The organism is Bradyrhizobium sp. PMVTL-01 (assembly GCF_051861855.1).
In the GTDB taxonomy this organism is placed as follows: domain Bacteria; phylum Pseudomonadota; class Alphaproteobacteria; order Rhizobiales; family Xanthobacteraceae; genus Bradyrhizobium.
The window spans coordinates 2,976,205-2,996,740 of the sequence record NZ_CP193982.1; the positions used below are offsets into that span (position 1 = coordinate 2,976,205).

Consider the following 20,536-nt stretch of genomic DNA (forward strand, 5'->3'; position numbering starts at 1 on the left):
TTTTTCCAAATGAGCCAGGTTGCTGCGTGAGAGACGGGGGCTTCGGCCCGCCTAATGGCCGTCGTTCATTTCCGGGGCGCGACCTCGCGCCGGTTCTTGCGAAGGCACGGTGCGGTTCCGCAGGGTGACGCCTCATCGCCATGCGCGGTGGCAGGGCCGCTACCACACGCTCCGGCCGCCGTCCATCACGAGGTTCTGTCCGGTCATGTAGCTCGATGCGTCCGAACAGAGGAACTGGACCGCGGCGCGATATTCGTCGACCTCGGCCATGCGCCCCATCGGGATCAGGCGGGTGAGGCGTTCCACGAAAGCGGGATCCTGGTTGTTGAAGACGCCGCCTGGCGAGATCGCGTTGACCCGCACGCCGTGGTCGGCCCAGTAGGTCGCCAGATATTTCGTCAGGCCGATCAGCCCATGCTTGATCACCGAATAGGTCACGGGCTTGACCGGCTGCTCCTCCTCGCGCGTCACATGCGGCTGGCGGTAGAGCCGCTGGTCCGGCGCGATCACGCCGAGATCGGAGGCGATGTTGAGGATCACGCCGCGGCCGCGCCTGGCCATCTGCCCGCCGAATTCCTGCGCGCACAGCATCGCTCCGGTCAGGCCCACCGCGATCTCGGTCTGCCATTGCGGCACCGGGAATGCTTCGAAACGCGAGGAGTGCATGACGCCCGGGCTCGACGACACCTTCGGATCGATCGCGGCGTTGTTGACGAGGATGTCGACGGTGACGCCGCGGCCTGCGAGTTGCTCGCTCGCAGCGCGCACCGAATCCTGCGCGGTGACGTCGAGTGCGAGCGCGATCAGATCGGCGGAGGGCGTGGCCTGCTTCAGGGCGGCGACGGCGACATCGGCCTGCGCGAGGCTGATTTCGGTGACGACGACGCGCGCGCCCGCCTCGGAGAGTGCAGCGACATGCTGCCGCCCGAGCAGGCCGCCGGCGCCGGTCACGAGCGCCGTGCGTCCGGCGAGATCATAGCGGGAGGAGGGGCTTGCCATCGAGAGGCTCCTGTTCAGCTGCGCAACTGGCCGCCATCCGCGACCATGACGCTGCCGGTGATGAAGGCGGCGCGGGGGGAGGCAAGAAACGCGACGAGGTCGGCAATCTCTTCCGGCTTGCCGAGCCGGCGCAGCGCCACCTCGCGCGCGAGCATGTCCTCGACCGCGGCCCTGTTCTCGGCGAGCTTGCGCGCCCAGGTCCCGTCTGCGGCGAGGATATTGCCCGGCGCGACTGCATTGATGCGGATGCCCTCGAGCGCCAGCGGCCGCGCCAGTCCGCGCACGGTCGCGTTCAGCGCCGCCTTCGCGGCATAGTAGGTCACGGGGGCGCCAAGCGCCGCCATGCCTGCAATCGAGGAGATACAGATAATCGACCGGTCGCCGCTGCCGCGCGCCATCAGCGGCCGTGCGGCCTTGATCGTGTTGGTGGTGGCAAAGAAGTTGAGGTCCATCAGTCGCGACCATTCCGCCGCGGTTTCCTTGCCCGGCGGGACGGAGGCGCCGCTGCCGACGTTGCAGACGAGGACGTCGAGGCGGCCCCAGTGCTGCTCGACATCCTGGATGAGTGCCGCAGCGGCGGCCGGATCGGTGACGTCGGCGACATGGATCGAGCTCTGTCCACCGACGGTCGCGCGCGCCGCGGTCAGCGCATCCGAGCCACGTGCCGCCAGCGCGACCTTCGCTCCCTCCGCGGCAAGCGCGGTGGCAATGGCAAGGCCGATGCCACGGCTGGCGCCGGTGACGAGAGCGGCGCGGCCTTCCAGCTCGAGCTTCATCGCGCCGCGTCCTCGATCCAGCCGACCGTCATGTCGCGATACCTTGCGAGCGCGCCCGCATGGTCGCCGTCGGCGGCGCGCGCGGTCTGCAGGATGTATTGTCCCTTGTAGCCGGAGCGCTCGATCAGCCGGATCGTCTTGGCGAGATCGGCGTTGCCGGTGCCGAGCGGCACGGTGGTGCCGCCGCGAACGCGGTCCTTCACGTGTACATTGAGGATGCGCGGCGCGTAGGCTTCGATCTCCTCGGCGCTGTCATATCCGAGCGAGGCGCTGTTGCCGCTGTCGTAATTGATGCCGAAGACGTCTGCCGGAAACGCCTCCATGAAGCGGGCAAGTTCGCGCGGCGGCAGATCGGATTCGAAGACGATCCTGACGTTCTGCCTTGCAAGCTGTTCGCGGCGCGCGATCAGCACCCGCTTGAGCGTGTCGCTCTCGCTCTCGCGTTCGATCTTGCCATCGTCGACCAGCGGGATCACGACGAACTCGATGCCGATCCGGCTGCAGGCGGCAACCAGGAGATCGAGTTCTTTGACAAGAGCGTCGCGCACGACGGCATCGACCTTCCAGAACGGCGCCTGCATGAAGCAGTCGCCGGTCAGGCTCGGAATGCGCAGGCCGTTCTCGCGCGCCAGTGCGATGATCTCCGCCTGGCCGGCTTCGGTCGTCAAAGGATTTTCCCGCAGCCGCTCCTGATCGATGGTCCATTCCATTCGCGTCAGGCCGAGCGCCTTGGCGCGGGGAAATTCCTCGCGCCATTCATCCCAAGGGAACGCCTGGATCTTGCCGTCGACCAGTGCCGACAGGCGTCCCTGCATGAAGCCGACGCGTTGCAGTGTTGCGGTCACGATTTGTCATCCGAGCTGATGGCGAGGCCCTTGGCGGTCCAGCCGCCGTCGACGAAGATCTCCTGGCCGGTTACATAGGCCGACGCGTCCGAGGACAGGAAGACGGCGGCGCCGACCATGTCGGCGGGTTGCGCCCAGCGGCCGAGCATGGTGTGCCGGCGCCGGTCCTCGTGCATGACGGGATCGGCAAAACTCTTCGCGGTCATCTCCGTCGCGACGTAACCGGGCGCCAGCGCGTTGACGCGGATGCCGTCGCTCGCATAGTCGGCGGCGAGCGCGCGCGTCAGGCCGGCGAGGCCGGCTTTCGCCGCGACATAGCCGGGATTGCCGGGAAAACCGCGGATCGAATTGATACTGGTGACGTTGATGATCGCCGCCGAGCCCGTGGTCTTCAGCAGCGGATAGGCGGCAAGGATGGTGGCGTAGACGCCGGTGAGGTCGGTCGCGACCGTGGCGCGGAAGCGAGCGAGCTCGCTTTCGGCGCTCTGTGCGGGAAGGCTAATGCCGGCCGCATTGACCAACGCGTCGATACGACCGCCTTGCGCCGCGATGGCATCGAAAGCGCGCCCGATCGCGGAATCATCGGAGAGATCGCAGGCGATGGCAGCGACGCCCTGCGGCGCGGTCCCGGACCGGCTGAGACCGAAAACGGTGGCGCCCGCATTCTTCAGGCCGCTCGCGATCGCAGCGCCGATGCCGCGCGAAGCGCCGGTGACGACGGCGATCTTGCCGGCAAGAGAGAAGGCGCCGAGATCAGGCATAGCCATAACTACGCATGATGGCACCACAGAGCTTGACGTCTTCCGTGCGGTCGATCTGGAACATCTTGTGACGCTCCATCACGTGGAAGCCGATCTTGCCGCCGAGACGGTTGTTCTGCTCGCGCAGGAGCGCAGGAATCAGCACGTAAAACGAACCGTTCTCGAGGTAGCGCTTCTCGATCTGCTGCCGCATGCGGCGGTTGTGATAGTCGTAGTTGATCGGCTCCGGTCCGTTCTGGCCGATGCGCCAGTTGAAATAGTCCTCGACCTCGCAAACCGAGAGCAGGCTGTCGAGATGCTCGCGATCGAAGGTCGCAAGCGCCTCTTCGATGTCGCGGGGTTCGCGGATCGGCGAGGTCGCCTGCAGTGCGACGATGCGCTCGAAACGGCCCATCCGCGCGTCGACGGCATCGAGCGCATGCAGCCAGGCGGATTCGGAGGAGGCGAGGTCGCCCGAAATGTCGTCCGGACGCCGCACGCCCACCGCACCGGCGGCTTCCGCCGCTTCCAGGATCCGGTCGCTGTCGGACGAGACCGCCACCACGTCGACGCCCAGCGCGGCGCGCGCCTGCTCGACCGTCCAGGCGATCAGCGGCTTGCCGCAGAGATCGAGCAGGTTCTTGTGCGGGATGCCCTTGGAGCCGCCGCGTGCGGCGATCACGGCCAGCGTCTTGCGCGCCATCATATGTGTCCCTCGAGGCGCTCGAGCGCGGTCCAGAAGCCTTCGCCCATGTTCTTGTGGCCCTGCCATATCTCGGGAATGAAGGATGCGGTGGGCGCGTGCTTGCGCAGCACCTGTCCGATCTCGTCGAAGTCGATCTCGCCTTCGCCGACCTGCAGGCCTTCGCCGTCGAGCCCCTTGGCGTCGCCGAAATGCAGATGCGCGGTATGAGGACCGAGCTGTGCGAGCCCTTGCGCGAAGTCGAAGCCGAAATGATTGGCGGCGAGCTTGGTGTGCGAGATGTCCACGCACATGCGCAAATCGTGCTTGGCGCAGAACGCGGCCGACTCGTCCGGGAAGATGAAGATGTTCTGGTGACGCTGGCCGCCGAAATGCCAGGGGAAGGGCGCCATGGTCTGCGGCGTCAGCTCGACGCCCTCCATGTCGAGGTCCTTGAGGCTCTGCGCGAAAATGCGGTAGCGCTCGGCCTTCTCTTCCGGGGGCAGCGGCTCGTCCATGGTGAAGCCGCCGATATTGGCGACGATCGGCGGACGCTTGGTCTTGGGAAAGAATTTCTTCAGGCCGCGGGTGATGTCGATCACCGCCTGCGTCTGCTCGAGCGAATAGCGGCGCAGCGTCTCGTCGGGCGTTGCGAGGTCCATCAGCTTGGAGCCGGCGAACAGTTCCGGCGCATGCACGACGAAGCCGAGATCGTAGGTGCCGGAGAGATAGGCCGCGGGATCGCGCTCCATGTCGCTGTAGCTGAGATGGAATTCGATGATATCGGGCTCGCAGATCTCGAGAAAGCGCTCGGTGTCGTGATAGCGCACCGGCACGCCCCAGGGCCGGTCGAAGCGGTAGCGCCGCGCCTTCGCGGCGCCCGCGTCGAGGTCGCTCTGGAAGAAATAGTCGTCGGCCGCCATCCTGCGCTTGAGCGTCTTGCCGATCAGGGCCGGCATCTTCAGCGGCGACAGGCCCTGGCCCGGGCTCTTCACGGCGATGTCGTTCTCGGAAATGACCGTGCCGGCTTCGATGTCGCGCGCGGCGACGAGGCTCTTTGCAAGGTTTTCGCGGTTGATCAGCTCGCCCTGGCTGAGCGCGCGTTCGGCGAGCTTTTCGCCGCGCGCCGCTTCCACCTCGCGGATGCCGGTGACGAGGGCCTTGAACTCCTCCGGCTCCAGGCTCGCGGCATGGTCGGGGCCCTCCATCTCGCGGTCGAGCGTGATGTGGCGCTCGATCACGACGGCACCGAGCGCGACCGCCGCGGTCGAGACCGCGGTGCCGCGCTCATGGCCGGAATAGCCAACGACCGGGTGGATCTCGCGCAGCGTCTCCATGAAGCGCAGATGGATGTTGTGCAGCGCTGCGGGATAGGTGCTCTGGCAATGCAGCAGCACATAACCGGCGTTGCGGTCGTCGAGGAATTTCGACGCGGTCCTGATCTCGTCCGTGGTGCTCATGCCGGTCGAGACGATCAGCGTCTTGCCGGTTGCAGCGAGCCGGGCGAGCAGGGGGAGATTGGTCAAATCGGCAGAAGCAACCTTGTAGGCCAGCACGCCGAAACCTTCGAGCACCGCGACGCTCTTCGCATCCCAGGGCGTGCAGAGATATTGAATGCCCTTCGAGGCACAGTAGTCGGCGATCTTCTTCTGCTGCTGCGTCGTCAGCTCGAAGCGGCGGAGCAGGTCGAGCGTGTACTCGACGGCGAGGTCGTCATCCTTTCCGGAGAGCGAGGAGGCGCGATAGACCTCGTCGAGCTTGCGCATCTGGAATTTGGCGCAATCCGCGCCGGCTGCGACCGCGGCGTCGACCAGTGCGATGGCGCGGTCGAAATCGCCGTTATGGTTGTTGCCGATCTCGGCGATGACGTAGCAGGGCTCGCCCTCACCCAGGAGGTGGTTGCCGATACGGACGGGAGCAGGCTGTTTGGGCGGTGTCATCAACATTCTCGTCTCACATGCGTCAGGCGGATCGCGCCGGAAGGCGCGATTTCCACGTCCGCAGTCCGTTCTCTTCAAACATGATACGCGAGCAGCTGTGCCCCTGCTGTTCCAGGGCCGCGATGAGCTGGTAGCGCTCGAACGGACGCACGAAGAACAGGAAGTAGCCGCCGCCGCCAGCGCCCAGCAACTTGCCGCCGACGGCGCCGTGCGATTTGGCGAAATCGTAGAGGGCGTCGAGCTCTCCGGAGGAGATCTTGGAGCTGAGCTTGCGCTTGGCGTGCCAGGCCTCGTCGATGAGGCGTCCGCAATCCTGCAGCCGGCCGCGCAGCAGGTGCTTGCGGATCTCGCGCGTCACCTCCTTCTGCTTGGCGGCGGCGCGTACTGCGTCGGTCGTCTCGTGCTGAGCTTTCTGGTCGCGATGGATCGCCCCGGAGTCGCGGCCTGCGCCGGTGTAGCAGAGCACGAGGCTCTCCTCGAGCTCGGCGATGATGTTGGAGTCGAGCCGTAGCGGTACGATGGTGTTCTGCTCTGAGGAGAACTCCATGTGATTGAAGCCGCCGAACACGGTGGCATATTGATCCTGCCACCCGCCGGGAATATTGAGCATCAACCGCTCGGCCTGGAACGCCATTTCCGCGATCTCGTGGCGATCCCATTGGTCGCTGCGAAACTCGTTGAAGCAGCCGATGATGGCAGAGGAGACCACCGCCGAGCCGCCGAGGCCGGAGCCGACCGGGAAGTCGGCGGAGACCTCGAGCTCGAACCCGTAGGTCGGCTTGATCAGGCGCACTACCGATTTGATCAGGGCCAGGTCACCGCCGGTGCCGAGCTCGGTGAGATTATCGGCCTCCACCGTGCGGCGAAAATCGTGCGAATAGATCCGGATGCGCGGATCGTTCCGGCGCCGCAACGTCGCATGCGCATACATCTTGATCGTGGCGCTGATCACCGCGCCGCCGTCATTGGCGACGAAATAGTGCGTCAGATCGGTGCCGCCGCCGGAGAAGGAGATCCGGACCGGCGAGCGGGCGCGCGCGAAAACCTCGCTCTCCTCCGACAGGTTGAACAGCTCGCGGCTGAACACGTCGACCAGCCGGCCCTCGGTATCGAGGATCGGAACCACATGCACACGCTGATCGAGCAATTTGAGGATTTGCTCGCGCGGTCCGCCAGCACGCGCCCAGACGAAGGTGCGGTTGACGCAGGCTGCGACCCTGTCGTGGATGGTAATGCCGGTCAACATCCGCCTGCGGATGTCACCGTCAGTCACAGCGCCGACGATCCGCCCGCTCGCATCCTGCGCGAACAGGATGCCGAGCATGTTGGCGTTGAGGCGCCGAAAGGCTTCCTCAATCGTCTCGGTCTCGGCGATGGTGACGTGGCTCTTGTCTGCCAAGGTGGTGGGTCCAAAAAGCGAAGGCAATTCCAGCTCTTAGCCCGGTGGCGAGCCGCTCAAAAAGCCTCGATCAGGGTCGTTAGATACGGCAGGGGGGCGGACGATGCAAGTTTTCCGGGGGCTGGAGGGCCGTTGCCGTGGAACCGGCTTTAGGATGGGCAGACCGGCAAAGTGGATCGTGAGCTATTCGCCTAAAGGCATAGAATCATTGCCGGTGTTCTGTTGACCTCGCCTCGCTTGCAGGTATCAGCAGCCGACCGGGGAATGTTTTCATCGTGTGTTTGGCTATACGTCCTTTTGTTCGGGGCGCAGCTGCACAAAATATCATCGCAGAAGCACCTTCCTATTAAGCCTGGCTGATCTCGCTCTGGCATCGGTTTCAAACACGAAGCTTGCACAGAACGAGCGAGCTGTCTCGTGGCCGACCGCACCGATCAACGCATCTACTCTCGTCCATAACTATCGCCCCATATCGACGGGTTGCTGGCGATCGCGGCAAGTGCCTCGCGCTCGAGGTCCAGCCCACATCGTAGACGCGCGGACCGTCTTGCGGCAGGAGCGTCATCGAGTAAAGGAAGCTCCCCGGTGGGCGCTCTCGGTAGCTACGTGTTGCGTACGGAGCTGAAGAAATGGTTCGCATGTCAGGTTGTGGAGTTGACCCCCTCGTTCCGTGCCAATGACGGCTTCGAGGCAACGAGGCAGATTACGTAACCGAGAACGTGCTCAGCCTTTTTCGGAGCACGCGAGCCGAAATTCACAGACGGTGTCCATATGCGTCCTATCTTCGTACAGAAGCATTTGCACTTCCTCGATTTTCTATTGATGTAGTTGCCTCCCCCCTCCCAGAAGGTCCGTTTTGCCGGCCGCTTGATAGACAGCGCCGCGCAATCGGCCCGCGTCCGAAAGCCTCCAAAGGAGATGCTATGGGGCGGGCGGCGGCGGTGAGGACGGTGAGGATATGGCATTAATCGGCGCGCTGATGCGAACCGATGGAGCACCACATGCAGAAATTGAATGACCTGAGCCGATTCCTCACGCCCCTCAAACCGGACGGGACGCTGATCGCTGTGATCGAGATGAGCCTGTCGAACTGGCTCGTTGCGGGGATTGTACCTGGTGTCGAGCGCCAGCCGTCGAAGAAGCTTGAGGTCGACGAGAACGCCTTGCTGAAGCTGCTCAATCGCTGGCGAGAAGAAGCGCGGAGGGCAGGACACGGAATCGAACGCATCGCGGTCGCTTTCGAGGCCGGCCGTGACGGTTTCTGGTTGGCCCGCTGGCTCAGGGCGCGCGACATCTAGGCGGATGTCATTCACGCATCGAGCATAGCGGTATCGCGCGAGCACCGGCGCGCCAAGACCGATCGTCTCGTCACCGAACTGCTCAAACGCAGCTTTCTCGGCTGGTTGCGGGGCGAGCGTGATCACTGCAAGATGGTCGCGATCCCGACAATCAAGGACGAAGATGCCAAGCGTCCCTCCCGTGAGCCGAGAGCCTCATCGGAGAGCAAAGTCGGATCGTCAACCGAATGAAAGCAGCGTTGATACGGCTCGGCATCCGCGGCTTCAATCCCAAGCTGAAGAAAGCCGCCGAACGCCTTGACGGCTTACGCACCCCCGAGGGCGAGCCGATCCCGCCCAACACCCTGGCTGAGCTGCGTCGCGACATGGCGCGCCGGCGGCTCGTCAGCGATCAGATACGACAGATCGAGGACGCTCGCCTGGAGCATCTCAAGCAAACGCCCAGTGATGGACCACGCGCAATGGTGCGCCTATTGGCGCGGGTGATCGGCGTTGGTGTCGAGACCGCCGACATGCTGGTGCAGGAGGTACTATCGCAAGCATGCGCGACCGAAGGCGATAGCGCGTTATGCTGGCCTCACCGGCTCGCCCGACGAGAGGGCAGAAAACGCCGGAGAAAGGGCTGACGCGTTCCGGCAACGCTCGAGTGAGACTAGGCATGATCGAATTGGCCTGGCGATTTCTCAGTTCCAAAAGGACAGCGTCTTAGCGCAGTGGTTTCGAACCCGGACCGAGAATGCCCGCGGGACGCGCAAGACCATGATCGTGGCCTTGGCGCGCAAGCTGCTGATCGACCTGTGGCGGCTCGTGCGGGAGGGCGTAGTGCCGGACGGCGTCGTTAAGCGGGCTCCCTCCGATCGTCATCCCGATCGCACCAAAGCGTGCCGTCGTGCTCGAAGCTGTCACGGTGTGGCCTGGCAACGGCGGAGCCTGTCGTAAGGTTGGTGCGACGGCCAACCTTGACAGCTTCTGCGCGCGCCAGCGCAAACGAAGTGGGCGGGTCGGGACAAAGCAACGGAGTCGAACAAAGAAACTGACGAAGGAAAAGATGCGCCGACCTGTCACCTGTTGAAACGCCGCCGCCTTGACAAAGCCCATACAAGGAAACCGCGCTGGGGGGACGCAGGACGATGCCGCGTGATCGATTAAGTCGTGTCAAACAACCTTCAGACGATCGATAGGGTCGTCTATGGGGATTTAATGTTTGGCGGCACTCGTACTTTCAGGGACTTGGCCGTAGTAAAAACACCACAGTACACAATCTAAACGCGCGACTCTCATGAGGCAAACTGATCTCTATCGATCTGGAAAGCCTCCGGAGCTACTGAGCCGAAACTGTTTTGAGTTGTTCGTCAAGAGGCATTTGCCGAAATTGCGCGATTGATAGCCTCGATGCTTCAGACCCTTACGTCCATGACCGGGCTGGAGGACGATGACGACGCGAGCACGAGCTGGACGAGCCGTCGCTCGGCAGCCTCGACCGGATGCTCGATCAGGTGCGCTGGCAATGGGCGCATGCGACGACGCCGAGCATGAGCACGATGGCAGGGAGCCGGAGGACTGGGAAGACGATCCCGCAGAATGCGGCGTTGCCGACTTCGAGGGGCTCTTGGAGCAAATCGGTTATGGCGACTGGACGAACACGGTGATGGCAGCAAAACTGGCATCGCCGCCACGCAATCCAGCTAGCGTGCCAACTTCCGGAGGGCAGGTTCTGCTGGTACTGCAAGCGCTCAAGCAGTTAGTCGAGCTGCCGGGCTTCTGGGAATGTGATGAGCCCGAAAAGAAACCGGTGGCAACCATCGTGCGCATCGGCGGTGACGAGTGCGCCTGATCTCGCTCCTGATCCTGCGTACACGCGGCAGGCTCGCCTGCTGGGCGATCAAGGGCAGCCTGTTGCTCGCCAAGCTGTACGCCGTGCTGATGCCGGACGATCTTCGATGAAGCTCAAGGCCCGCCGGTTCACGCTGGCAGGCCTCCACCTAATAGCGATCGTAATATCGTGGTCCGTACCAATCTCGCCGATGTCGGTAATAGTCGTCGCCGTAGCCGTATGGGGCATAACGAGGTCTCGCGTAGGCGCCGGGAGCGTGATAGTCGTTCGGATAGCAGCGACCGTTCGAATAGTTGTAGTCGTAGCCATGCGGACACCCGCCGCCTCTTCCCGGGAATTGCACCTGCTGAACTTGGGGTTCCTGCGCAGGCGCGGCCGGCGACGGTCCAAATGCAGCTAACGACAGAATTGCAGCTTGAATAAGCACCGTTTCTCTCCCTCTTGGTCCATCTGTAACGAAGGGCAAGGAAGCGAGTTCCTGCGGTTATGCTTATAGGACGCTAACGCACAACCGCCATTGAACGAAACATTCACTTGCGGTTCACATGACGCGTGACGCTGGCACCTCGTTCGCTGGTCCTTACTCGCGCAGATCTTGGCCCGGCGGCATCAGCTCACATAGGTGCCCCTTTCGTGCAGCTCGAGCCAGCCGCGCTGGACCGTAAACTCTCGAAATCCGGTCGGACATGGGCGCCGCGTCTGCCGCAAGCTTGGCAGACAAACCGCGCCTCAATGGCGGATACCCGGTGTTGCTGCTGGGACCACGCCGACCGGTCGTGTCGGCGGCAGAGCGTCAGGTAAACTCAACGTTCTCTGGACCAACAACTTCTCAAGCTTTATCGAAGCTCACGGAAGCACCATCGAAGGCACCGACGCCTACGGGACAACCCCTGGCCTGAGATGGTCGTTTCTGACGAACGCAGCCTTGTTGCAGTGGATTGTGATTGAGATAACCCGCTGATGCTCCAGCGGGTTCTTTTTAGGCCCGCATCAGAGGCTCAATCGCCCAGCCTCGTGGCAAACACCGGCGCTGTGGCCTGCCTTCCGTAGTTCCGTAGTACTCCTGGATCATCTGACCTGATGTCCCATGGCGCGTGCGGCCCGAGCTGCCGGACTTCTGGGACGGTCCTGAGCCCGAAAAGAAACCGGTGGCAACCATCGTGCGCATCGGCGGTGACGAGTGCGCCTGATGCGGCTCCTGGTCCTGCGTACACGCGTCAGGCTCACCTGCTGGACGATTAAGGGCAGCCTCTTGCTCGCCTAGCTGTACGCCGTCCTGACGCCGGACGAGCTTCGATGAAGCTCAAGGCCCGCCGGTTCACGTTGGCGGGTCCTCTTTCCCTTCCGACTTAGTCGCTGTTTTTCTTCTAGAGTCGAGAAGTTTCGGCAGAGGGGGCATCTGCGCTTTGGGCCTTTGAATTGGTTCGTCCGGTTCCGTATCTGCCTCGTCCGCTCTCTTTCGACTGACGAGCACACCAGTAATGCCGATGACTACCAGCAAGGCGCCAGAGATCATCAGCCAATAGGGCCATTCCAACGAAAGGTTCATGCGCTGACAGATCTCAACCGATCCGACGCTCGAGCACTTCCGCACCGGTCGACCGACGGTTTATTCCAACCGCTAATCATTCGTGAATTGCCCACCTGACGCTGTAGAAATAATGGTCCGGCTATGGTGGCGGCTTTATTGATTACCGGCTGCATCGGCGTCTTGGCTCTAGGGGCCACTTTCGCGGTGATCAGCTACTACGATACTCGGGCTGAGCGTAAGCGCCGTTAGATGGCGTTACATCGCCGTGCTGGGCACGAGAGCACAACAGAGCGCTGCGCAGGTGCTCTACCAATCGAATGAAGGCCTCTCTGGCCCCCAGCTCCATTTACCGGGCAAGTAACGACCAACAGGACCATCCGCGGACATAGCCGCTTCCAAGGGGTTCGAGTCGGACGGATGAGGATAAGCTGCACGGGAATGATCCAGATCGACCTTGGTGCGGTCTTCGTCCCAAACGGAACTCTGAGCGAGATCAGTTGTCATGCTGGGCCTCCCCTGACCGCGACCAGCCTAGCAACGCCGGTCGGCAGATGCTGTAACCGAAGTGCTACATTCCGAGACCAATCGTACGCAAGGAGCCCGCCGGTTCACGTTGGCGGGCGAGCGTTCCACTGGAAATTTACGCGCTACAGTCCGCGGCGGGGTGCCGTTGCAGGGTTTCGATAGCTGCCACCTGGAGAAGGCCCTGACGGACGATTCACCCTCAATCCGCTCCAGCTAATGCCGGGACTAAACATCTAAACGGGGCAGGCCGGGATGCTCTTTGACCGGTGCCTTAAGCCGCTCGGCCACCCTTCCCGTAGTTGCCGTCCAGGGATCGGACATGAGCGTGGCGCAACAATCGCTCCGCAAGAGCTCGGCGACGTCCATCGGCAATAAGCACGCAATCGCAGATCGGCAGCTCTGAAGCGCGCGCGGGTGCGGCTACAATGGCTTGATGTCGTGCGTTGTCAGCCAAAGCCTGCGGGCCACTTCCAGCGGCGCGATGGCTAGCCGCGACCACCACGCGACTTCGTTGCTTGCCCGATGCAGCTCTCGGTGATGGGCACGGCAGAGCGGCACGGTGAATTCGTCGCTCACCTTGAGGCCAAGGCCCTTGGGCTGCGCGAACCGCAGGTGGTGCGGATCGGACGGGTTACGGCCGCAAACGAGGCAGGGCTGCTTGGCGACGAAGCGCAGGTGTTCGCGATCGCGGCGTCGCTGCGGCTTTCCAACGCCCATGCGCCCCCAGCCGGTTGCGCCATCGTTGTCCGCAGATTCCGGGCTTGGCGTTCACGGTTCGGAGGCTTGCAGGCGCGTGAGTCGGTTCTCGAGCGCTTCGCCAAGCCGCTGGGCCCCCGGACTGTGAGTGTGTTCGCGTGCCGCCACACCTGGTGCGCCGAGCGGTCGATGTCCTCCACATTGGCAAGCGACTGAAGCCCGGCGAGCAGGGGCGCGGCGAGCGCTTCAGAAGTTTTGGGATCGGGCGCGGGGCTGCGGCCCGACCGGCGGCTGGGGCACGTTTCGTTTCTGCGCGCCAGGGCGAAGCCAGCCAGAGACGCTCTGCTCGATGCGCACGAAGCCCCGCAAGGAAAACGAAGCCACCGCTTGGAGCGACGACGAGGGCGCCTAATCCACCTAATCATGGTGCGGGCGCGGGAGCGACTGCCCGATGCGCTGGATGAATGTGCATTTAACCAAGGATCGCTCGATAGACGCTCCCAAGCTTCCACCAACACCGACCGTCGCGGCACGTCTCTATCGCCAGCGCCAGCGGGATCCGTTCGATGGAATTCATTGCAGCTGTGCCCATTGGCTATTTCGTCTTCTTGGTGTCGTGCCATCAGCTCATCCTTCATCGCGTCGGTCGTCCGAGGCGCTGATTCCGAATCTCGCGGAGCAGCAACATGCGTTTCGTTTGAGCGGCATTGAGCAGCCCCTCGAACAGGACCAGGATTTCGCGGGCCTGCACGTACACTTCCGTGTTGATGGCGTTTGCGTCGAAGCCGTAGGCTGCAAGCCGGGCGTCGATCTCGCTGGCAGCGATCGGATCGATCCGCCAACTTAAGGCATTTTGCAGGGTGTGATAGGCGGCCTCCTCTTCGAAGTCGGGCGCAATCCCAACCAGGTCGATGCGCCGGAGCGCCGCCTCAATCGCCTGTTGGCGATAGGTTTCGAGCAGCTTGTGCCGTAACATGCGGTAGCGCTGGATTTCCCAGGACAGTTCGGCGACGTCAATCGCAAGCAGCCACTCGATGGCGGATCGCGGCACAAGGTCTGCAAAGATCGCCTGCCGCAGGGCCTGGTAGTGCTCAGGCTGTTCGCCTGGCAATAGTAGCGGCGGGGGTGCCAGGACTTCAAGCTCGACCGGCAAGGCGGCGGCGGTGAGCTGCGCCGGTTGACAGGGACCGTTCATCGGGAGGCCTCCGGTCCAAGCTGTGCGGATGCGGTGCCGCTGATCGCCGCGGTGGTCGCCACGTGGACAGAACTCGCTGCCCACAAGTCTTGCGCCACCGGCAACGGTGCGATCTGGAGGTTCGCCCACCAGGCGCGTTCGTTGCTGTGCCGGTGTAGTTCTTCGTGATGGGCGCGGCACAAGGGGACAGTAAACTCATCGCTGACCTTGCGGCCGAGCGCCCGGGGCTGAGCGAATTTCAGATGGTGGGCATCGCACGGGGTTTGCTGGCACACGAGGCAGGGTTGCTCGCGGACAAATAACAGGTGCGCCTTGCTGCGCTTGCGGGGCGGTTCCTTGGGAAGGGCGAGCCCTGTCTCGGATGGGGCGGGCAGCGATGGCTGCAGCGCGGCTTCGGTATCCGAACCGGACGCCAAGGGCGGCGCTGGCGAGGGCCCCGGTTCCGTTGCTGCCGCATGGTCGGTGGGACGCCCGGCGTCGTCAAGCTTCACCTGATAGGCGGCTTCGACGACCCGGGCGTCGGCTTCCTGCAGGACGTTCTTGCGGGGCAGGCTGGTCTTGGCCCAGGCGAGCAGGTCGTTGCTGGCGGTTAGGGGCGCGAGCTGGTTCAAGAGCTGCTCGCGGAGCTCGGCGGATTGCGGCAGCCCCAGCACAGGTGCGCGGTTGGCCATGGCCTTGGCGGGGTTGGGAGTCGCGCCTAAAGCTGCTTCCCGTCCCGCGGGCCTGGCCATCGCGTCCGGAGCGTCCAGATCGTCCTCGCCGGCAATCCCGACCAGCGCGAACAGGGCGTAGCGTCGGGCGTAGGTCAGCGCCGCACCCATGCGATGCGGCGCCTCGATGTCCCTTGAGGCGCAGACCGGCCAGTCCGAGGAGATCCACTCGCCTGAGGAATGGGCGAGCAGGGTGGTGAGCTGGATGTGACCAGTGGTTTGCTCGACCCGGGTGCTCTGGATGGTGGCGATCTCCTGCTGGCTCAAGGTCTTGCGCACGATGTCGAGGCCGCTCGCCAGCGAGGCATAGCGAAAGGTGCGGTCGTCATCGCGCAGGAACGGCGAGCGGAGCATCCCGGTCAGGGTTTTTTCCGGGTTGGTCAGCTCGGCTTGGGCGCGGGCCAGCGCCGCTGCGATCGCGCCGATATGCTCACTGGCCTGGTGCATGGAGGCTCTCCATCTCAACCGGATCAAAGCTGACGGCGCCGGCCTTGGAGCGCTTGGCGCGAACGCCGTGGCCAAACGCTTCCTTGGCATCCTCCGGCATGAGCTTCTTGAGCTCGGCCTTGGCGAGTTCGTGCTCGCCATGCGCGTCCCGGGTGCGCAGATAGGTCGCCGCGCATTCGGCCCACAGATTGGAGGCGGTCATGTCGATGACCTTGACGGCGGCAAGCCGCGGGCGCGGCGGCTCGATGTTGAACAGGAGCGGCGGCTCGCCGCTCTGCACGCAGCGCCAGAACTTCTTTTCCGCCGTCAGCAACAGGTGCTGGTAGAGCGGATCGGCATGCACGGTGATCTCTACCGCTTTGCTACCCAACGTCATCGGTGCGCTTCTTTATGGCCGCGCGCATCACCCCGTCAACTGCCGCTGCGGCTTCTCCCTGCATGTTGGGCATCAGGTGACTGTAGATGTCCATCGTGATCGCGATCGAGGAGTGGCCTAGGCGCTCCTGGACTACCTTGGGATGAATATTCGACGCCAGCATGTGGCTGGCGTGGCTATGGCGCAGTCCGTGCCGCCTGGCTGGAATCCGGTTATCGGCGAACCAACGAGGGCTCTCGACGCCGCCACCCGAAAGTCGAGCGAGGTGCAGCGCTGATCGTACAGCACACTCCCCGCCGGCTCTTTGTGCCGCTGGTCCTTGCGTCGCTCTGCGGCCTTCGACGGGGCGAGATCACCGCCCTCCGCTGGAAGACGGTCGATTTGGAGAACGGCCAGCTGACCATCTGCGCGCGCTGAGAGAAAATCCCAGAAACCTATCTAGGCGTCAAAATCGATGACCAAAAAGCCGGCTCATAAAGGTAAGCGTAAGGGCGGCCGACCCACGCGCAGCGTGGCGAGCAAGCGGGCTTTAGCTGAAATCGATCTGTCGAAAGTAGACCCAGTATCGGTACTTCGCCAGATCGCTGCAGATGCTTCAGCCCCAGCATCAGCCCGCGTTCAAGCCGCCAGAGCTTTGATCGCCGATGACCGACGCAGCAGTGAGGCTCCGCCAGAAGCCGATACATCCCTTGACGCTGTTTCGCGCGGTGCGCTGCGAATTTTGAACGGAGGCAAAAAATGACCGACGAGACCGACGAGATCCCTGTCGTTGAAGTGTACCGCGGCGTCGGACTGCACAACGAGCAGTCGGAAGCGCGGCTGGCCGTCGTGCGTCGTGCGATCGACAAAGTGTTCGACGTGAGTGATTTTGATCGCCTGCTCGAGATCGCTCGCGACGTTACTTGGCCCCCAGAGGCTCGCATGCTCGCCGCCGCGAAACTGCAAGCTGTGTACGAGATGGCAGTCGAGGAACGCCGTGAGCGGCCTCCGATCGATCTCGTCAAGGTGGGGGCGTCTGTTCCTGGCCTGAATTCGCAGCGGTGGCGAGATCCGTGGCACTACGGGTCTCTACTCGATCCAGGGCCGGGACCTGGTCATCCGGGCCCGGTTAAGCGCGAGTGGGATCTCATCACAGAATGAACGATACTTTGACCGCAGACGAACCGGCGCCGGATAACGAGGCTGGGCATGGCAAATGCCATGTCCGTCCTCGCCGCGCGTCCAAGAGCTCCGGCGCGAGTTCCGGAAAATGATCATGAGGGTCCAGACACGATGAGTTCGGCGACCGCGGAAGCACCGGCGCGAAGTCCGCGCGAGGTGGCGGTCATTATGACTGCGCCTCACGCGGATCGAACCGGATTGCATAGGGCTGTACAGCGACGGAGATTAGAAATGGCAATAGGTTTTGGCTAGTGGCACGGGCACTTGGGATGCGAGCGATACTACGCATTGGGCTGCATCATCTGGCGGCGTTGGTGGCCAATCAGGACTGATGGCACGGCGAGGAACAATGCGGCCCTGGATGTTGCATGCGCTGGCGTAGGGGCGGCCGCGTGGGGCTGGCAGCCATCATCTCCATGAGCATGTAGGACCGGCGCCGACGCACATGCTATTCATTAAGAGCGACCACGTTGGAGAGCTGGCCATTTCTGCGGATTATATAGCTGGCGGCAAGGCCCACGTTTCCCGCTCTGCAACTGGCTGTAGCCGGAAGTTGTGGCGCTTGAGAAGCGCGGGCGCTTCTTCGATAGTTTGATCATGCAGTGCAAGGAAGATAGCGGTCCTGTGCTCTGAAAGGAGACGGGATGCTCCAGCAAATGCGCGCGTTTCCGCTCCTTCGATGTCCATCTTGACTAGATCGGGGACGGGGAATTCGTCCAACATTACGGTTCGGACGGGCGTCCCGCTTTCTGCGAGCGTTCCCATATAGCCATACTTGTCGCTGTGTGGATCAACCTCGAAGAATGCCTCGCCGGTTCGGTCGGAAACAGCCGCTTCAATCAATTCAACGTTTTTAACGTCATTGATCTGCAAGTGCCGGCGAAGCTTTTTTGCATTTTCAGGGTTCGCTTCGAATGCGAAAACCCGGCCTTCGTGCCCAACAAGCCGAGAGAGCATCAGCGTATAGTAGCCCGCGTGGGCGCCAACGTCGAATACCGTCATGCCGGGCTTGACCCGTGCAGCGATCGATTTTGCAATCGCGCCTTCATATGTGCCGAGCCAGCAACTGTGATTGCCCGCCCCAACGACCCACTTTAGCCCGCGATTTGGCCCCGTGAGGATTGGCAGCACGGCAGTTGACGGCACGATCCGCAATGGCAGCCGCAGTAGCCATCCGAGCGGCTGGTTGGGGGCGAGCATGATCAATGCCTCGATATTCTGATTTGCGCGGAAGCCTACCGCAGCCCCTGATGGCGACCAAGGAAAATTGCTAACCGGGCCGCGCCATGGTCACCTCTTCACGAGGTCGCGCGGGCCACCTTTCGTCCGCTGTAGCCCACTCGCCATAGCGGAGCTCAACCGGAGGCGTATCCGCTCTCGCTCCAGAGTGCGAAGTTCTTTGACAGGAAGCTGGGAACGCGTCACTCCGCATCGCGGGATCATCGCTGTAACTCGTTATTCCTTCCCGTTGTGACCCGTTGCCCTCGGCATTAAAGTCACGTCGTCGTTGATCGCGTTGACAAGAAAAATGGACGCGCGCGCGCTGAGATGCACACTATCCAGAGCCGAGAGTCCATGCGAATCGATTCTGGTTAGGCAGCCATCGGAATTGCAGAGCCGATCCCATGCCGAAGCGTACTCGACATTTTGTTGTGTGAAGAATTGCTTGGCGTAACGCTCGTCCCACAGACTCTTTACTTGAGTGCTGGATCGCTCCGGAAGTCGATCGCGGCGAGAGATAAAATAGCTGAGAAACTGTTCGGGCAAGCCGCGCTTCCATAGGGGCGCTGGGCCGATCACAACGACACGTGCGTGAATGGCTTTCAGAGCCGCCAGCGTTGCGGCCCAACCTTCCTTCGCCGCCTCGTCAAGCGGGCCGAAGCCGGCCAGCAATACCACATCTGGGCGCGCCTGTTGGATCAGGGCCAGAACGCGCCGATTGCTGGCCTCACAGCTTGGAGGCCCGCCAGTTAGGAGCGGCTGGCAACTGCTGGCTGTCAATTGCGCCAGCCCGAAGGGAAACCGGGTTTGCATGTCCCGCAATCCCGGCATTAGCGCGCCAGCCGTGGAATCGCCCCACACCGCGACCAGCGGTCGGCGCCTCTCGATGCAGCTTTCCGCGAATTGAGTTTGTGGCGTCAGATTCATGAGGCATTCGTTGACCCGCCACGCGGCGGGTCGCTCGCTCTCGGCTATCAGCAAATCGGCTGGAAAGCGGTTTGGGAAACCGTTCGCGCCTGTGATGATCGCCCCTACAATTGCGATCGCGGCTAGTCCGGCAGTTAGCGTGATAACTTGCGCACGTGACGCGCGCTTCGATTGAATTGGAAGTTCCACAAGTCGGAACGTTGCGACCGCGAGCGCATAGGCGATCACGACGGCTGCGCCGCGCTCAAGGGGCGTTAGTGGCATGAATTTCGCTGCGGCTGCCAGCACGAGGACCGGCCAATGCCATAAATATAGTGGATAGCTGATGAGGCCTGAGAAGACTGCGGCGCGGTTGGAGAGAGCGAAAGTGGCGAGACGGCTTTGCGCTCCGGCCGTTACAATCAGCGCAGCGCCAGTGACGGGCACCGCCGCGCGCCAGCTTGGGTATGGGGTGGTTTGATCGAACAGAAAAGAACTCGCCGCGATCAGAGCAAGACCGATTCCGAAAAGGATGTTGGGGTTGGGCAGTGTCTTCATTGCCGGCGATCGACGGTCGAACCAAGCCAGAGCGGCCCCGGCCATCAGTTCCCATGCGCGGGTGGCAGGCAGGTAAAAATCAAACTCGCGATGATCTGCGAGCATCACGGAGAGCAGAAAAGAGGCCCCACCGATTAGCAGGATTGCGACGAACCATTGTTGCCGCTTGGCCAATACTAGCGCCAGGAGCGGCCAGACGATGTAGAATTGTTCTTCTACTCCGAGGGACCAGAGGTGCAGAAGTGGGAACGAACTCGCGTCGGGGCTGAAATAGCCGGATTGGAGCCAAAAAAAGAAATTGGCGCCGAAGAGCGAGCTAGCCAGAACCTGTTGGCCGAAATGCGCAAAGGCACTTGGCAGAAGGATGAGCCACGAAGTCGCGATAGTTGTACCCGCGACCAGTAGCAGCGCTGGAACGATTCGCCGGACACGCCGGGTGTAGAACGCGGAGAGCGTAAAGGAGCCCTCGTTGACTTGGTCGAAGATAATCCCCGAAATCAGGAATCCAGAGATGACAAAGAAAACGTCTACGCCGATGAACCCGCCCGGGACTACCTCGGGGAACGCGTGATAAAGCACTACGGCCGTCACAGCGATGGCTCGAAGTCCGTCGATGTGTGCGCGATATGTCGCCGTCGAGTGCGTCATTAGATAATTGGGAGTATCTCCGCCTGCATCGCGCACTGTTGCGCGTACC

At 62.7% G+C, this 20,536-nt stretch carries 18 protein-coding genes and 1 pseudogene; 5 read left to right on the forward strand and 14 right to left on the reverse strand.

Annotated elements, in window-relative coordinates:
- Positions 1 to 159 precede the first annotated feature (159 nt).
- Genes ACRQ5Q_RS13570 through ACRQ5Q_RS13600 form a run of 7 tightly spaced genes read right to left on the reverse strand, consistent with a single transcriptional unit; the run spans position 160 to position 7,381 of the window.
- Entirely contained in the window at positions 160 to 999 is an 840-nt protein-coding gene (locus ACRQ5Q_RS13570) for an SDR family oxidoreductase (RefSeq protein WP_439398275.1), read from the reverse strand.
- 14 nt (positions 1,000 to 1,013) lie between these two features.
- The gene (locus ACRQ5Q_RS13575) at positions 1,014 to 1,775 is read right to left on the reverse strand and encodes an SDR family NAD(P)-dependent oxidoreductase (RefSeq protein ID WP_439398277.1); all 762 of its coding nucleotides are present in this window, start codon (positions 1,773 to 1,775) and stop codon (positions 1,014 to 1,016) included.
- Positions 1,772 to 2,620 (reverse strand): sugar phosphate isomerase/epimerase family protein, encoded by an 849-nt coding sequence (locus tag ACRQ5Q_RS13580; protein ID WP_439398279.1) that lies wholly within the window; start codon positions 2,618 to 2,620, stop codon positions 1,772 to 1,774. Before ACRQ5Q_RS13580 ends, ACRQ5Q_RS13575 begins: the two co-directional genes overlap by 4 nt.
- Entirely contained in the window at positions 2,617 to 3,387 is a 771-nt protein-coding gene (locus ACRQ5Q_RS13585; RefSeq protein WP_439398281.1) for an SDR family oxidoreductase, read from the reverse strand. Before ACRQ5Q_RS13585 ends, ACRQ5Q_RS13580 begins: the two co-directional genes overlap by 4 nt.
- Positions 3,374 to 4,066, reverse strand: a complete 693-nt coding sequence (locus tag ACRQ5Q_RS13590) for an acylneuraminate cytidylyltransferase family protein (protein WP_439398283.1) — start codon at positions 4,064 to 4,066, stop codon at positions 3,374 to 3,376. Before ACRQ5Q_RS13590 ends, ACRQ5Q_RS13585 begins: the two co-directional genes overlap by 14 nt.
- On the reverse strand, positions 4,063 to 5,982 hold the full coding sequence (locus tag ACRQ5Q_RS13595; RefSeq protein ID WP_439398285.1) for an N-acetylneuraminate synthase family protein: 1,920 nt from the start codon (positions 5,980 to 5,982) through the stop codon (positions 4,063 to 4,065). The genes ACRQ5Q_RS13590 and ACRQ5Q_RS13595 overlap by 4 nt, the downstream gene beginning before the upstream one ends.
- Before the next feature lie 22 nt (positions 5,983 to 6,004).
- Complete coding sequence (locus ACRQ5Q_RS13600) at positions 6,005 to 7,381, reverse strand: GHMP family kinase ATP-binding protein (RefSeq protein ID WP_439398286.1); 1,377 nt, start codon at positions 7,379 to 7,381, stop codon at positions 6,005 to 6,007.
- 989 nt (positions 7,382 to 8,370) lie between these two features.
- Here ACRQ5Q_RS13600 and ACRQ5Q_RS13605 point away from each other — a divergent pair.
- The 3 genes from ACRQ5Q_RS13605 to ACRQ5Q_RS13615 all read left to right on the forward strand — a co-directional run bounded on the left by ACRQ5Q_RS13605 (position 8,371) and on the right by ACRQ5Q_RS13615 (position 10,513).
- Positions 8,371 to 8,679: a hypothetical protein gene (locus tag ACRQ5Q_RS13605; protein ID WP_439398288.1), complete on the forward strand. Its 309-nt coding sequence runs from the start codon at positions 8,371 to 8,373 to the stop codon at positions 8,677 to 8,679.
- 227 nt (positions 8,680 to 8,906) lie between these two features.
- Positions 8,907 to 9,305, forward strand: a complete 399-nt coding sequence (locus ACRQ5Q_RS13610) for a hypothetical protein (protein ID WP_439398289.1) — start codon at positions 8,907 to 8,909, stop codon at positions 9,303 to 9,305.
- An 881-nt stretch (positions 9,306 to 10,186) separates the two neighbouring features.
- Entirely contained in the window at positions 10,187 to 10,513 is a 327-nt protein-coding gene (locus ACRQ5Q_RS13615; protein ID WP_439398291.1) for a hypothetical protein, read from the forward strand.
- A gap of 2,476 nt (positions 10,514 to 12,989) precedes the next feature.
- Here the strand turns inward: ACRQ5Q_RS13615 and ACRQ5Q_RS13620 are convergent.
- The 5 genes and pseudogenes from ACRQ5Q_RS13620 to ACRQ5Q_RS13640 all read right to left on the reverse strand — a co-directional run bounded on the left by ACRQ5Q_RS13620 (position 12,990) and on the right by ACRQ5Q_RS13640 (position 16,156).
- A complete protein-coding gene (locus ACRQ5Q_RS13620) occupies positions 12,990 to 13,286 on the reverse strand; it encodes a DUF968 domain-containing protein (protein ID WP_439398292.1) in 297 nt (98 codons plus the stop codon).
- 613 nt (positions 13,287 to 13,899) lie between these two features.
- Positions 13,900 to 14,460, reverse strand: a complete 561-nt coding sequence (locus ACRQ5Q_RS13625; RefSeq protein ID WP_439398294.1) for a hypothetical protein — start codon at positions 14,458 to 14,460, stop codon at positions 13,900 to 13,902.
- The gene (locus tag ACRQ5Q_RS13630) at positions 14,457 to 15,617 is read right to left on the reverse strand and encodes an ERF family protein (RefSeq protein WP_439398296.1); all 1,161 of its coding nucleotides are present in this window, start codon (positions 15,615 to 15,617) and stop codon (positions 14,457 to 14,459) included. Before ACRQ5Q_RS13630 ends, ACRQ5Q_RS13625 begins: the two co-directional genes overlap by 4 nt.
- Positions 15,601 to 15,993 (reverse strand): annotated as a pseudogene (locus tag ACRQ5Q_RS13635) (YqaJ viral recombinase family protein); the annotation flags it as partial. The pseudogene ACRQ5Q_RS13635 and the gene ACRQ5Q_RS13630, both read right to left, overlap by 17 nt.
- The gene (locus tag ACRQ5Q_RS13640; protein WP_439398298.1) at positions 15,980 to 16,156 is read right to left on the reverse strand and encodes a hypothetical protein; all 177 of its coding nucleotides are present in this window, start codon (positions 16,154 to 16,156) and stop codon (positions 15,980 to 15,982) included. The gene ACRQ5Q_RS13640 and the pseudogene ACRQ5Q_RS13635, both read right to left, overlap by 14 nt.
- Before the next feature lie 291 nt (positions 16,157 to 16,447).
- Between ACRQ5Q_RS13640 and ACRQ5Q_RS13645 the strand changes: the two genes are divergently transcribed.
- Both ACRQ5Q_RS13645 and ACRQ5Q_RS13650 read left to right on the forward strand, forming a co-directional pair.
- The gene (locus tag ACRQ5Q_RS13645; protein ID WP_439398300.1) at positions 16,448 to 16,735 is read left to right on the forward strand and encodes a hypothetical protein; all 288 of its coding nucleotides are present in this window, start codon (positions 16,448 to 16,450) and stop codon (positions 16,733 to 16,735) included.
- The gene (locus ACRQ5Q_RS13650) at positions 16,732 to 17,133 is read left to right on the forward strand and encodes a hypothetical protein (RefSeq protein WP_439398302.1); all 402 of its coding nucleotides are present in this window, start codon (positions 16,732 to 16,734) and stop codon (positions 17,131 to 17,133) included. The genes ACRQ5Q_RS13645 and ACRQ5Q_RS13650 overlap by 4 nt, the downstream gene beginning before the upstream one ends.
- A gap of 516 nt (positions 17,134 to 17,649) precedes the next feature.
- Here ACRQ5Q_RS13650 and ACRQ5Q_RS13655 read toward each other — a convergent pair.
- Together ACRQ5Q_RS13655 and ACRQ5Q_RS13660 are read right to left on the reverse strand one after the other, a co-directional pair.
- Positions 17,650 to 18,354, reverse strand: coding sequence for an FkbM family methyltransferase (locus tag ACRQ5Q_RS13655; protein WP_439398304.1), 705 nt, complete (start codon positions 18,352 to 18,354; stop codon positions 17,650 to 17,652).
- A 255-nt stretch (positions 18,355 to 18,609) separates the two neighbouring features.
- Positions 18,610 to 20,430: an acyltransferase family protein gene (locus ACRQ5Q_RS13660; protein ID WP_439398305.1), complete on the reverse strand. Its 1,821-nt coding sequence runs from the start codon at positions 20,428 to 20,430 to the stop codon at positions 18,610 to 18,612.
- Between the last annotated feature and the right edge of the window lie 106 nt (positions 20,431 to 20,536).